Annotated in this window: 11 protein-coding genes; 3 read left to right on the top strand and 8 right to left on the bottom strand. The window is 34.9% G+C overall.

Translation table 11 applies throughout. From position 1 onward, the window contains the following. Nucleotides 1–3: 3 nt before the first annotated feature. Both ACP7AQ_RS02585 and ACP7AQ_RS02580 read left to right on the top strand, forming a co-directional pair. On the top strand, nt 4–519 hold the full coding sequence (locus tag ACP7AQ_RS02585; RefSeq protein WP_426094269.1) for a DUF2480 family protein: 516 nt from the start codon (nt 4–6) through the stop codon (nt 517–519). Between the two features lie 47 nt (nt 520–566). Next, nucleotides 567–1,415: a DUF3078 domain-containing protein gene (locus tag ACP7AQ_RS02580; protein ID WP_426094268.1), complete on the top strand. Its 849-nt coding sequence runs from the start codon at nt 567–569 to the stop codon at nt 1,413–1,415. A 246-nt stretch (nt 1,416–1,661) separates the two neighbouring features. Here the strand turns inward: ACP7AQ_RS02580 and ACP7AQ_RS02575 are convergent, their stop codons facing one another. From ACP7AQ_RS02575 to hflX, 3 genes are all read right to left on the bottom strand, one after another. Continuing rightward, nucleotides 1,662–2,705, bottom strand: a complete 1,044-nt coding sequence (locus tag ACP7AQ_RS02575) for a hypothetical protein (protein ID WP_426094267.1) — start codon at nt 2,703–2,705, stop codon at nt 1,662–1,664. Nucleotides 2,706–2,875: 170 nt separating this feature from the next. Next, entirely contained in the window at nt 2,876–3,595 is a 720-nt protein-coding gene (locus tag ACP7AQ_RS02570) for an SLATT domain-containing protein (protein WP_426094266.1), read from the bottom strand. A gap of 322 nt (nt 3,596–3,917) precedes the next feature. Continuing rightward, nucleotides 3,918–5,168 carry a GTPase HflX gene (gene hflX / locus ACP7AQ_RS02565; protein ID WP_426094265.1) on the bottom strand — a complete coding sequence of 417 codons (1,251 nt, stop codon included), beginning with the start codon at nt 5,166–5,168 and terminating at the stop codon, nt 3,918–3,920. Between the two features lie 708 nt (nt 5,169–5,876). Between hflX and ACP7AQ_RS02560 the strand changes: the two genes are divergently transcribed. Beyond that, nucleotides 5,877–7,991 (top strand): glycoside hydrolase family 97 protein, encoded by a 2,115-nt coding sequence (locus ACP7AQ_RS02560; RefSeq protein WP_426094264.1) that lies wholly within the window; start codon nt 5,877–5,879, stop codon nt 7,989–7,991. Between the two features lie 327 nt (nt 7,992–8,318). On the opposite strand, the gene ACP7AQ_RS02555 is transcribed toward ACP7AQ_RS02560, so the two are convergent. The 5 genes from ACP7AQ_RS02555 to ACP7AQ_RS02535 form a co-directional block, all read right to left on the bottom strand. After that, nucleotides 8,319–8,780: an FKBP-type peptidyl-prolyl cis-trans isomerase gene (locus tag ACP7AQ_RS02555; protein ID WP_426062404.1), complete on the bottom strand. Its 462-nt coding sequence runs from the start codon at nt 8,778–8,780 to the stop codon at nt 8,319–8,321. Between the two features lie 60 nt (nt 8,781–8,840). Then, complete coding sequence (locus tag ACP7AQ_RS02550; RefSeq protein WP_426094263.1) at nt 8,841–10,196, bottom strand: DUF5689 domain-containing protein; 1,356 nt, start codon at nt 10,194–10,196, stop codon at nt 8,841–8,843. A 10-nt stretch (nt 10,197–10,206) separates the two neighbouring features. Next, complete coding sequence (locus ACP7AQ_RS02545) at nt 10,207–12,081, bottom strand: hypothetical protein (RefSeq protein WP_426094262.1); 1,875 nt, start codon at nt 12,079–12,081, stop codon at nt 10,207–10,209. A 9-nt stretch (nt 12,082–12,090) separates the two neighbouring features. Next, nucleotides 12,091–13,044: a carboxypeptidase-like regulatory domain-containing protein gene (locus tag ACP7AQ_RS02540; protein ID WP_426094261.1), complete on the bottom strand. Its 954-nt coding sequence runs from the start codon at nt 13,042–13,044 to the stop codon at nt 12,091–12,093. Between the two features lie 459 nt (nt 13,045–13,503). Next, nucleotides 13,504–14,715, bottom strand: a complete 1,212-nt coding sequence (locus ACP7AQ_RS02535; RefSeq protein WP_426094260.1) for an MFS transporter — start codon at nt 14,713–14,715, stop codon at nt 13,504–13,506. Between the last annotated feature and the right edge of the window lie 85 nt (nt 14,716–14,800).

Here is a 14,800-nt window from a genome sequence, read left to right as displayed (position 1 = left end):
GGTATGGAAGATGAAATTATAAATAAAGTTGCCAATAGTATTTTGGTAATATTTGATCTTGAGGATTATTATCCAACAGGGATTCGCACACAAATAGATATTTCGCAATGGCTTTTTGATGGATTTTTATTAAAAGAAAAAGACTTTAGAGCGGAATTAAAAAAGCACGATTGGACACAATATCAAAATCAATATGTGGCAATAAATTGCAGTACCGATGCTATCGTTCCGGCTTGGGCTTCCATTTTGGTTGCGATTCAATTAGCACCTTTTGCCAAGAAAATCATCAATGGAACTTTGGAAGATTTAGACGCTTCACTTTATGAACAATTACTGTCTGAAATTGACTATTCAGTTTATAAAAACAAGTCTATTATCATAAAAGGATGTTCCAGAAAACCGGTTCCGATGAGGGCTTATGTTTTAGCTGCCAAATATTTACAGCCTTTTGCGCGAAGCATTATGTATGGTGAAGCTTGCTCTGCCGTTCCATTGTACAAAGCGCTTAAAAAGGACTAACAAAGGTTTATTTTATACTTTAATTGCCACATTTAAAATATAAAGTCATGAAAAAAATAGCTTTTTCATTTGTATTCTTTTTTGTCCTGATTTCTGTTTCTGCACAAGAAACAGTAAAAGATACTACAAAGTTTTGGACCAAAAAAGGAAATATTTCATTGCTTTTTAATCAATCTGCATACAACAAGCAATGGTTGGGTGGGGGAACTTCGAATATTGCGGGGAATTTTGGACTAAATTATGACTTCAATTATAAAAAAGAAGATATCGTTTGGGATAACAAATTTATTTTAGCGTATGGTTTAACCAAAATAAAAGGAGACCAAAAAACTGCAAAAACGGACGATCGTCTGGAACTGAATTCTATTTGGGGAAAGAAAGCAAAAGGACAATGGTACTATTCGATGTTTTTTAATTTCAAGACTCAAATGGATACTGGATTAGACAAAAATGATGATAAAATATCGCATTTTTTCTCTCCGGCTTATTTCCAGTTGGGACCAGGAATGCTGTGGAAAAAAAGCAATAATTTGAGTATCAATTTTTCTCCGGCGACAGCAAAACTGATTATTGTTCATCCTCATTTTACTGAATTTGGACCTTCGTTTGGAGTATTGCAAGGGGATTCAACTCGATTTGAGTTTGGAGCTAGTATTACGGCATACTATAAATTCAATATCATGACGAATGTATCTATAGAAAACCGATTGAATTTGTACTCCAATTATTTAGATAATCCTCAAAACGTTGATATCGATTACCAAATGAATGTCATCATGAAAATCAATAAATACTTGTCGGCTAACGTAGCGGTACAAGCCATTTATGATGACAATTCTATACAAGCCGTTCAAGTACGAGAAGTATTTGGTTTAGGCGTTAATTACGGTTTCTAAGAAAATCCATTTTTATAAAAAAAGATCTTTAGAAATTTCTAAAGGTCTTTTTTTATGTTCTTTAGTGGATTTAAATAGCTTTTTTTTAGCTATCCGTAATGCTAACGCTATTATTTGTATTTTAGTTTAAGTAGGTACTCGTCACAGACGAGCACCAGATAACGTGGACAAACGAGCGCCAGTTGGTTACGAAACGGTAATTCCACTAAACCCGAGTTAGCTCAAAATGACTGTTGTGCCAAGTTTTCATTTTTTGTGATATTCATTATAAAAATTAAATTTTACTTCATTTAGTAAAATAGAGTTCGCATAAATTGTTTTGGTAGATATTAATTGTTTTTTTAAAAAGGTGTTTTGTCCTTCATAGACTTTGGAAATTAATTCTCCAATATATTTTGTATTTTCATTGATCACTGACTCATATTTCAATTTTTTATTTAAATCATTTATAGATCTTACCAAATCATTTTCAATTCTAAATAAAGTCCCTTTTTGCTTCTCTATATTTATACAATTTTCTGTTAAATATGAATCTTTAAAAAAATTAAAGGTGTGTTCATTGCCAGTTTGAATTGGTTGCATAATAGTTAAAACTCCTTTGTCTAATTTTAAATCGCCAATATCCTTTTGTGTATTTCTATTATATTCCCAATCACCTATAATTGTCATTCCATTTTCTTGTAATTCCATTTTTTTAGGATATGGAAACCCACAACTTTGAGAAACTAAATAATCATTTGATCCATTTATTAATAAGATATTGTTTATTCTCAAACCAAAACAAGATGGATTAGATTGAAATACAAAAGTTTCAACTCCAAAAGCATTTAATCCTATTGATTTTTTTGTAGATTCTAAAAAATGTATTTGTAAAAATCTATCTTTTTTACCTAATCTATTATCAATAAATAGTCTAGGATTTATTAATGCTTTATTTTTTTCCAAATAATAATAATTTAACCACAAGCCAATTCTAACTTTATCTAACCAGTCTAAAATTTTAATTGATTCATTACCTGTTAGTTCCTCTTTATTTAATAATTTTTCAACTAAAGTTCTAATTTCGGCTTCAAAGGCAGCATACCTATCATTACATTTCGTGCATGATGGACATGTTAAATTTTTCCAATTAAATACTAATGGTTTACCACTGTTAGTTTCATGACCAAAGGTCACAATTCTATTTGGATCGCCAGTAAGTTTTAATAGCCATTGAGGAAGTACATGCTCTTTATTCTTCTTTTCTGGTTTTTTACCACAAAATACACATATTTTATCCATAGTAATCAAAAGAATAATATTTATAATTTTTAACGATAGGTTGTTATAAAATTTTATAAAAGTTCCCTACCTAAAAGCAGTTTAGGATTAAATTAAGCCCATTATTCGGATTTGCCATTGCATTCAAATACAAAACCAACTCCAATTAAGCCTAAAATCCAAATTGCATTTAGCGTGTATTAGCAATAGTTACTTTTACTTAGTGCTATTATAATTAGTATCAATAAAGGTCCAAATATCAATATGTGGTAAACAAGATAAACTTTGCCATAGTATTTAAACTGAATCCATTTTATCTTTGCAGAACTTAATTCAAAATAGTCTGGTTTAGTTAGTTGAAATTTCATATAATCTATTGGTAAATGATTTTCATATTTTTTTAGAATTCTATCATATTCAATACTTATTTGTAGAAGTTCGCCTTGTTTTGTTAAAGGGTTTGTTGTAAAGTCTTTTGTAAATCTTGCCCTATTGTAGAGTTCAGAAATATCTAATGAACAACTATGATGTCGTTCTGATTTTAAGGCAAAATTTTCAGAACTTTCAAGTTGACTAAAGAGAAGGATTAAAACAGAAAAAGCAGTTGAAATAAAACCAACTTGATTATCAAATATTTCAACACCTAATAAATTGATATCGTACAAATTGACGACTCCAATAATTATAAGATATGCAGATAAATATCCAATTGATTTCGAAGATAATTTGTTTAAGGTATGATTTCTATGACTTGCAGAAAATCTTGCACCTTTAGTTGACCATAATTTATAATTTAATTCTTCTTCAAAACTATTGTTTTTAAGATAAGGCGGGATTTTATTTTTGTTCTTAATTTTGATTTTACGTATATTCTTTGCTTTTTTTATAGCTTTCCATTTTTTACAAAAATATTCTATCATTTACATCTTAAGTTATTGAATTATACGTTTTTTCTCATAATTATTACTAACTTTTATCTAGGCGCTACTGCATAGCGTATTACTTTCAAATATACACTTTAATAATTATCTTACAAATCATCAATTGGACTTTTTATTTGTAAATTATCGTTATCGCTAATCCGCATGAAGGATGGCAGCGAAAATCCTCCCGATTTTTCTTCGGGAGATTGCAACGAACAGCCTGACGCAGCTGCGACGCAGAGAAAGCTGGGGCATGCCCAAAAAAAATCCCTCTTGAAAATTTCAAAAGGGATTGCTGTATTTTATGTTTTGGAAAAAACTATTCGGTTTCTTCCTCTTCTTTTTCTTCTTTTTCCACTGCGTCTTTATAATCCGGATACAAAAACTTATTGTACGGAAAACGGGTAATGTGAATGTGTCGGACCGCTTCGTAAACGCGTTCTCTGAATTCCTCGAAATTTTCTTTCTTGGTAGCCGAGATAAATAGAGCATTTTGCTCGCCTACTCTGCTCATCCAAGTCGATTTCCATTCTTCCAGCGTATAATGCCTTGGCGTTTTTTCGGTCATTAAATCATCTTCATCAATGGTCAAATGCTTGTAAGCGTCAATTTTATTGAAAACCATAATTACAGGTTTGTCATTAGCCTTGATGTCCAATAACGTTTGGTTTACGGATGCAATATGATCTTCAAATTCAGGATGCGAAATATCAACAACGTGCAATAACAAATCAGCTTCGCGAACTTCATCCAGTGTACTTTTGAACGAATCAACCAGTTGTGTTGGCAATTTCCTGATAAATCCTACAGTATCCGAAAGCAAGAAAGGCAGGTTCTTGATGACCACTTTTCGAACGGTGGTGTCCAAAGTGGCAAAAAGTTTGTTCTCAACAAAAACATCACTTTTCCCTACGGCATTCATCAAGGTTGATTTCCCAACATTAGTATATCCCACTAAAGCCACACGAACCATCGCGCCACGATTGCCGCGTTGTGTTCCCATTTGCTTGTCGATACTTTTTATTTTTTCTTTCAATAATGCGATTCGGTCACGCACAATACGTCTGTCGGTTTCAATCTCCGTTTCGCCGGGTCCACGCATTCCAATTCCTCCTTTTTGACGCTCAAGGTGCGTCCACATTCCGGAAAGTCTTGGTAATAAATATTGGCACTGCGCTAATTCTACTTGCGTTCTCGCATACGAAGTTTCGGCACGTTGCGCAAAAATATCAAGAATAAGGTGTGTTCTGTCTAAAATTTTACATTCTGTAATGATTTTAGATATATTTTTTTGCTGTGAAGGCGATAATTCATCATCAAACACCAAAGTCGAAATATCATTCTCTTTTACAAAAAGATGAATCTCTTCAATTTTTCCTGTTCCCACAAAAGTCTTGGGATTTGGACGTTCCATTTTTTGCGAAAAACGTTTCACCACTTCACCTCCTGCGGTAAAAGTCAAAAACTCCAATTCGTCAAGATATTCACGGAGTTTTTCTTCACTTTGGTTTTGAGTTACGATACCAACTATAGCCGTTTTTTCGAAATTTATTACTTCTTTTTCTAACATGTCTTTGAATAAGCTACAAATTTAATGATTTGCTTTGTACTTATGAAGTTATGGGTTTATAAAAAATTAGAAGCCGTAAATAATGATAGTTTTCGGTCGAACCAAAAATTAGACTAATGAAATGTTTTGCCGCGAATCAAATAAATTCAGCTACAGATTTCTACAGATGAAGCTACGATTTTACTTTAAAACGAGAAAAGATTTGCCACAGATTAGCATAGATTAAACGGATTTTTCTCTTGGCGTTAAATAATCTGTGAGTATCTGCCTCAACTGTTTTATCAGCGGGACATAGTGATTATTTCCAAAAAAATATTTTGCCACGAATCAACATTTGATAAAAAAATAGTAAAAATTTGGGTAATTAGTAGCTAAAAAATTTGGAGAATTTGCGGTTATTTTTAAAATTATTGTTTTTGACTTGCTTACATTAAATACTAATTCTGTTTTAATAAATTACGTCATTTGAAAACAGTCTTTAGCAATAATTTTGACTCGCTATTATTTAAATTGAACAAAACAGTACATCATTTCAAATTTTATTCGACTGAAAAGAGAGTGAAATAAACAATAAAGAGGTTACTTTTGCTTTCGCACTATCGGAATTTAAATTAAAACAGTTGCGTTTTTCAATAATTCGATTTCTTAAAAAAAATATCCGAATGCTATTTCCAACCTTGGATTAATTATTAATTTATATTTTATAAAATGAAACAATTACTTTTCACAACCTTACTATGGCTAGCGTTTTTTAGCCCTGCAAAATCGCAGCAGTTAAAATCCCCAAATGGCAAATTTGTAATGGAGTTTATATTACTAAATGACGGAACTCCAAGTTACAGTTTAAATTACAAAGGCAAAGCAGTTATCAAACAGAGCAAATTGGGTCTTGAATTAAAAAATGACAAAAAATCACTATTAAATGATTTTATTGTTATTGATACCAAAACAGCAACTTTCGATGAAAATTGGAAACCAGTTTGGGGTGAAGTTGCCTTCATTCGGAATCATTATAACGAATTAGCAGTAACCTTAAATCAAAAAGAAACCGAGAGACAAATTGTTATTCGCTTTCGTTTGTTTGACGATGGTTTAGGATTTCATTATGAATTTCCTTCACAAAAAAACCTTACTTATTTTATAATCAAAGAAGAAAGAACTCAATTTGCCATGACAGGCGATCATACTGCTTTTTGGATTCCAGGCGATTATGACACTCAAGAATACGATTATACAACCTCAAAATTGTCAGAAATTAGAGGTTTATCAGAAAAAGCAACTACCACAAATGTTTCGCAAAAGTCGTTTTCTACAACAGGAGTTCAGACTTCGCTAATGCTAAAAACAGCGGATAATTTGTATATTAATTTACATGAAGCGGCATTAATTAATTATTCTTGCATGCATTTGAATCTAGATGATGCAACTATGGTTTTTGAATCCTGGTTGACACCAGATGCCAAAGGCGATAAAGGATACATGCAAGCCCCAAATCATTCGCCTTGGCGCACGATAATTGTTAGTGATGACGCAAGAGAAATTCTAGCTTCAAAAATAACTTTGAACTTGAATGAACCCTCTAAAATTGAAGATACTTCATGGATAAAACCGTTAAAATATGTGGGTGTCTGGTGGGAAATGATTACTGGAAAAAGTTCTTGGGCATACACGGATGAGTTTCCAACGGTACAACTTGGCGTTACTGATTTTTCAAAAGCAAAACCAAATGGAAAGCATGGCGCAAACAACAGCAATGTCAAAAAATACATTGATTTTGCAGCTAAACACGGTTTTGATGCCGTTTTAGTCGAAGGCTGGAATGAAGGTTGGGAAGACTGGTTTGGACACTCCAAAGATTATGTTTTTGATTTCCTGACGCCGTATCCGGATTTTGATGTCAAAGGTTTACATGAATACGCCAAATCAAAAGGCATTAAAATGATTATGCACCACGAGACTTCTGGTTCTGTGCGCAACTACGAGCGCCACATGGATAAAGCGTATCAGTTTATGAAAGACAACGGTTATGATGCCGTAAAAAGTGGCTATGTTGGTTCTATCATTGAAAACGGTGGAAATCACTATAATCAATTTATGAACAACCACTTTCAATACGCAATAGAAAAGGCAGCAGATTATAAAATTATGGTGAATGCGCACGAGGCGGTTCGTCCAACTGGTATTTCCAGAACGTATCCCAATTTAATTGGTAACGAAGCCGCAAGAGGAACAGAATATCAATCTTTTGGCGGATCTAAACCAAATCACGTAACGGTACTGCCTTTTACCCGTTTAGTGGGCGGACCGATGGATTATACGCCGGGAATTTTTGAAATGGATTTAAGCAAATTGAATCCAGATAATAATTCTCATGTCAACAGCACGATTGCAAATCAATTGGCATTGTACGTAACGATGTACAGCCCGTTGCAAATGGCAGCCGATACACCGGAAAATTACGATCGCTTTCCGGATGCTTTTCAGTTTATCAAAGATGTAGCAGTAGATTGGACGGACAGCAAATACCTTGAAGCAGAACCAGGACAATACGTTACTGTGGCTCGTAAAGCAAAAGTGACTAACAATTGGTTCATTGGTAATGTAAATGGCGATACGTCTCGAACCTCAACCATCAAATTTGATTTCTTAGAAAAAGGAAAAAAATATACGGCTACGATTTATGCTGATGCAAAAGATGCGCATTATAAAACCAATCCACAAGCGTATACTATTCGCAAAATGACAGTGACTAACAAATCAAAACTAGCACAACTCAGTGTTCCGGGTGGAGGTTATGCGATAAGCATCGTTGAAATCAAATAATAATAACCCGTTGGGTGTAATTCAATTTGTTTAATTTTTTAACCTGCTAGAAATATAGATTTTAAAGTTCCGTATGGCGTTTCACTTTTTTAGAGAAAACCATAGCTATGTGAACCCAAGAATTAGGCTATCTTACTCTTTTTTTCTATGTTTCTATGCGGTTCAAATTTTTTATTAAAGATTAATTGAAATTTTCTTTAATTACACCCAACGAGTTCATAATAATAATCCGTGTATATTAATTCATTCTACCACATAAATTCATAAAACAGAAAAGGCTGCCTAGAAGATCTAGACAGCCTTTTTTAGTTTTATCTTTCTCTTGAACTAATTTACTTTAATCAGTTTAACATTGAAAACAAGAACAGAGCCTCCTGGAATGGGTCCGCTACCGTTGCTTCCATAACCCAAATGGGAAGGAATTAATAGAACTCCGTTTCCACCTTCTTTAAAAAAGGGAATGCCTTCTGTCCAGCCTTTTATAACTTGATTTAATCCGAAAGAAATACCTTCGGCTTTACTCTCATCAAAAACATTTCCATTAGTAAAATACCCTTTGTACGCTACCGTTACGTTAGATGAAGCTGTTGGTTGAACACCAGTTCCCGCTTCATTAACCACATAATACAAACCTGAATCGGTTTTTGTGGCAGTCAATTTATTTTTGGCAATATAATCCACGATTTCTTTTTCATTTTGAACGGTGTAATCAACAGGTTTAGATGCTTCATTATCCGATAAACAAGAAACAAATAATAAAGAAACTAATGCTAATAAAGTAGATTTCATAATTTAATTTAAATGTTAAGGCTGCAAATATAGTAATTCAAGCAAAGCCTTTTATAAAAATCATTTAATACCAAAAACCTGAACGTCATCTACTTGAAAAGCACCATCCAAAGCTAGATTTTTCCCAGAACCGGTATATTTAAAAGCAATGTTAATTTTACCTTTATATGAAGATAAATCTACTGCGCCACTTCCTACAAATTGATACCAAGGTGTGGCTTGCTTGGGCAAATTAACGGCTAACGGAACCCAAGTTGCTGTAGCAAAATTCAATCCATCAAAATTACCGGAAACATATACTTCCAAAGAATTTAATTGGGAATCAACGTCTAAATGATGTTGAGCCGATCTAAAAGATAAAACTTCTTTCGTGTGAACCTCCATATCTATTTTTGGCGAAATTAGCCACGCTACATTTGAAATAACTTTAGTTCCCGAAATATTAAATTCGGCGTATCCATTTCCAGAAAAAACGGTGCCTTTCCAGAAAAGTGTTCCTTTCTGCACCAAATTGGACCAACCCGGAAGACTTAATTTCGATTTATCAACCACGGTTTCAAAATTTTCAATGAAGAAAGGAACCAGTCGAGTTCCAATCATTGCAACGTCTTTTTCGGAACGGGGCAATAATTGGTAATCCGTTCCGTATTTCGTCAAAATTCCCCTTACTTTTCCGCTACCTTGCGGAACTATTTTACTCGCAAAATCAGAGAAACTACTGGTCCTAAAATACACTTTATTGCCTAATTTATCTATTAAACCCCAATTGGTAGCGCCGCCCACGTTATTGACTTCTTCAAAATAGTGTCGACTTACAGCTTCGGCTGAAAATTGAACGTCAGACAATTCGACCAAAGTATTCAAATTAGCATCGTTCAGCAATTCCGACATGATTAATGACCGAACAAGAACCTCTTCCTTTACGTTTGTACAAGATGCATTCAGCACTTTTTTATATTCATTTTGCGAAAGCCGTCCTACTCCGCCTTCATTATAGGAATTCACAAAAATACTTCCGATGCGCATGCCACCGAACGAAATATCCGTGTATTGGTTTTTCAACTTTATGTATACTTTATTGCCCAATTTATAATCAATATACAAATTTGTAGCATCCACAGGAACGCTAAATCCTATGGCTGGTGTAGTGGCTGTTGCCAAAGTCTGAAAGGAAATCGACTTAAAAAAATTCCCCGATTCATCGCTGGAAACCACATACGCCTCGATGACATCATCGTATTTGTATTGCGTTACAATGGCATTTGCAACCGCATGAACTTCGCTCACTGTTTTATTTGTAACTAAATCCTGTTGTGTACAAACTAGTTTTGGAGCCACAACTTCATCTGTCACGCAACTACCAAATGTGATTATCATCAGTAAAAATAGAAAGGTTTTGTAGAATATTGATTTCATATACTATAATTTATAGATTGATATAAAGATTTACAAAATACGTTCTGCCGTATCCGTAAAAATATTTTGGCCCAAAAGAAGGCGTGCCGCTGGAAACATCCTGATTAATTTGTCTGAAATTTGCATTTCGGGCTTGTTCATAACCGCCTGTTTTATAGGTTACATCAAGCACATTATTGATACTGGCAAAAACTCCAACATTTTTACCATAGATGCGCCATGATTTTCCACCCACAAAATTGAGTAACATGGTTGGGTCAAATTTTTCTTGTTTTAATAGCACTACTGCCCGTTCTTCCGTTGCTTCCGGAAAATTAAAACCACTTGCGGGATTTTTATAAAATATCTCAGTTCTGGAAATGGGTGAGATATCAATATAACTGTTGGTGAGGTAATTTACATTTGCGCTAATCCACCAATATTTTGGATCGCGGTATTCCATTCCCGCTGAATATGCGCGTTGTGGCATCCCCGCTTGCTTGTAATTTTTGAGTGCAGCAGTTCCAAAATCAAAAATCGGACTGGTATTTTCTGGAGTTGCTTCAGCATCGTTTGTCAAAGTCACTCTTGGATTACTATCAAAAATGTATTCCCCAAAAGCCGCTGAAAAAGTGGTTTTAAATGTTTGTGTCAATTGGTATTCCAAACTAAATTCGGCACCCACATTCTTCTTGTTTAGTTGCGTTAATGTTTGGCTCACAAAAGCATCGGTGTTTAAATAACCTGCGCCGTCATCAAAAATTCCTTCGGCATAGAAAAAGGAAATTTGAGTCGCATTTTTAATTAAGGAATAATAGGCTGTTAGTCGGGCTTTTAATTTTGGAGAACGATAGATATAGTTGGCGTCCAAACTGCTGATATTCTCGCTCTCAATTCCGTCTACAATCGAATTATTCAAACGGGAATTAGCAAAAGTATTTCTTAATGAGGGTGCTTTGGTCAAATGTGCCGCGTTAAAAGTTACTAACTGTTTTCCGGAAATTTTCAAATTAAATCCGGCTTTAAAGCCAAAGTTTTCAAACGCTACTTTTTCGCTTTTCCCGAAGGAATTGGTTTCATAGATTCCGTTTTTGTACAAACCTTCCCGTTGATAATCTGCCCTTGAAAAATTTTGCGCCAGATAAAAATCCACTTTACTGTAGGTGAATTTAAATTGCGTAAACGCTTCTAAAGTATTGGCACAATAATTATAATTGTATCCATACGTATCTCCAACGACCACTTGCCGGTCTGGATTATTTAAATCCGACTGGGATTGATTCCCGCTATAAAAAGCATCAATATCTTCAAAATAAGAACCGCCAAGTAAGTCCAACAATTTTTGTGAATTATGCGATTTTAGTTTTTTGAAAGATGCTCCGGCATTCAAAAAAATATTCTCGGATAGTTGGGCACTCAAATTTGTTGTGGCCACCGCTGTTTGATCTTCTACTTGATCTTCGTATAATACATATTTACTTTTTGTAGGTTCATATCCCGTAATTGTTCCATTAGCATCCAAAACTGAATTTTGATTGGCTTGGTACAAAGCCGTCCAATCGATTTGCGAATGGGCTAAAAATCCCGTTTTACTTTTCTCCGCATTTTCATAATCTGGAGTAAATGCTCCCGAAAATTCTCCGTTATCCGGTGCGTATAGCGAGCTGTAATAACTGGGCATTTTTCTGTAATACGTGGGATCAGGGCTATTCGCATTTTGATAATCGATGTTGCTGTTGGCAATTTTCCCAAATTGATATATCACACTCGAATTCAGATTGGTTTTATCATTGATTTTAAAATAATGATTCAGCATTATCGCGGGTTCTTCAATCGTTTTTATGCGAGCATTTCTTTTTTTACCGTCTTGAAAACCCCAATAGGAACTGTATTTTACGTTCGTCAATTGCGTAACCTAAGCTGTGTTTGGAGAATTTTTGGCTCTGGAATTGGGCGTATACAGCGCCGTCAGATTCAACGAATGCCTCTCGCTTAACTTTTTTTCGAGACTTATAAAAAAAGAATTTGCATCATAATTTGTTCCTTCAAAATAGCCTTCCTGTGCCCAGCGCTTTCCTGCTGAAACGACAAAAGCCCATCCACGGGAATTCATTCCGGAAGCATGCGTTGCCATCGTGCGCCAACGATAATTAGTGTTTGCTGATGAAAAAGAAATTCGGGAACCGGGTCTGTAAATAGAAGCCCGCGTAGTGATTTCCTGCGTTCCTAAAATTCCGCCAAACGTATAATCCGAAGGAGCAGTTCCAAGGGTGAATTCCTGATTGCGGAGCGCATCATTTAATCCGCCCCATTCGCCCCACTGCGGTCTTCCATCATAAATTTTATTCATGGAAACGCCATTAATCATCATCGTGGAATGCTCGCTGTCTAATCCGCGAACTCTAAAACGAGCTTGTCCCCAGTTGAAAGCGGCGGCCTGCAAAAAAGCATCCCGGGATGATTGTAAAAGTCCGGAAGTACTTTCGGAACTACTGTTGTCCTCACCAAAATCACTTTCGATAAGGGTTATAATACTGTTTTGTTGTTCCGTGGATTGGTCTTCTTCTAAAGTTATGGTTCCTAAATCCAACATTTGTTCTTCGGTAATTTCTACAGGATACAACCCATCTTTGAAACCCTGACTGTGCACCAGAACCAAAATATTTCCTGCGGGAACAGTATCAAAACTGAAATTACCATCGTCTTTAGTGAGTTGCATCAAGGTAGTATTTTGAATACTTATCACCACAAACCCCAATGGCTTTTGGGTTTTTGAATCCACGACTTTTCCAAAAAATCCTGTGTTGTTTTGTGCAACACTACATCCAATATGAACAATAAAGAAAAATGCAACGTAAAATTTATTCATAGATGCAACGGATGATAGTTTATATTTTAAAAGCTGAAAATCCAATAAGTAGTTCAATCGTTACAATCACATGCAACGGTTGAACTACAAACATGACAACATTATCCGAAATGGGATGACGTTAAATAATTAAAACTGAATTTTGGAAAAAGTGGTATAAACCTTAAATACGATACTGCCAATTAAGTGGTATTTTGTGTGCAGCATTAAATTGAAATATTACTTGAAAGAATTCTAATGTTAAATGTATTAAAAAAATACTAACATATTGATTTTCAAGTAAGATATTTTTTATAATCCGTTTTTAAAACTGTTTTTTGGAAAAGTTCTTAAAAAATATAAACGAATTTAATAGCCCCGATGGCAGCAAGTATCCCACGTTTTTGGGCGTGGATACTGCGAACAGCGGGAGGATGTGTTTTTATAAAAACGAAATGTAGTGCTCCTAAATACTTCTATTTACTCGATTGCTTTGATTCGGGACACCATTAAGGAGATAAGAATTCCAAAAATACCGATGAATGCGAATGAAAATCGCAGGCTTGATAGCTCCGCAATGTACCCGATAATTGGCGGACCCATAAGAAAACCTAGGAAACTGACGCTTGAAACTGTAGTCAACGCCACACTGGGAGACACGTTCGGGGTTTTTCCGGCAACACTATAAACTGTGGGTACTATAGTGGAAACTCCCAATCCGACAAACATAAACGCAATGGTTGCGGGAATGACAAACGGGAAGAATACGGCTGTAAAAAGCCCTGCTGATATCATAATTCCGCTGATTTGTAAGACCGTTTTTCGTCCAAATTTGCGAATAAAACCATCTCCTAAGAAACGTCCGCCAGCCATCATAATCATAAAAGAAGTATATCCCAGAATAACTAATGGTCCGGGCGCTTTGATGACATCTTTGAAATAAACACCGCTCCAGTCGAACATTACGCCTTCACTTGCCATACAACAAAATCCGATTATTCCCAACCAAATCAGTGCACTGTCAGGTTTTGAAAAAAGTTTTTTCTTTTCGGCTTTGATGGTTTCTTTCGCTTTTATTAAAAATTTATAGTTGAACGCCATCATCAAAAACACGATTCCGGCAACAATGAGAAAGTGAACGTAAGGTGTCATCTTAAAAGTAAGCATTCCTAGTCCTACTAATGCTCCCATAAATCCGGCAAAGCTCCACATTCCATGAAAAGACGACATAATGGTTTTTTTGAACAACACTTCGGTGTAAACGCCTTGTGTGTTTACGGCAATATTAGATAGATTTCCAAAGATTCCAAATACGAATAATCCCAATGACAATTGCCAAGCCGCCGCAGCCAAACCTAAATTTGTCATACTAAGAACATATAATGAAAGCGCGAATATCAAAATTCTGTGGCTGCCAAAACGAGTAACTAATTTTCCCGAAAACGGCATAATTACTAATTGACCCAATGGCAAAGCGAATAAAATACTTCCTAAATCCCCTTCGCTGAGGTGTAAATCGGTTTTAATATCCGGAATTCGGCTGGCCCAAGTGGCAAAACACAAACCCATGCCAAAATAAAACATGGAAACCGCCCAACGAATTCGGTTCAAATAAGAAACCTTCGCTTCTGTATATGTTTTCTTAAGTTTGGCTTTCGTTTTTGACCTTCCTAAAAAGTTTAAATCTATCAAAGTGATTTATTTTAGCATTTATTGGGTCAAAATTACAAAAAGCAATCATTAATTGTGTAAAAACAACACATTTGAAGAAAAATAC

The sequence above is a fragment of the Flavobacterium sp. DSR2-3-3 genome, assembly GCF_049896585.1.
GTDB lineage: Bacteria > Bacteroidota > Bacteroidia > Flavobacteriales > Flavobacteriaceae > Flavobacterium.
Note: the sequence above shows the minus strand (reverse complement) of the source record. Positions and strands in the feature narration are given on the sequence as shown.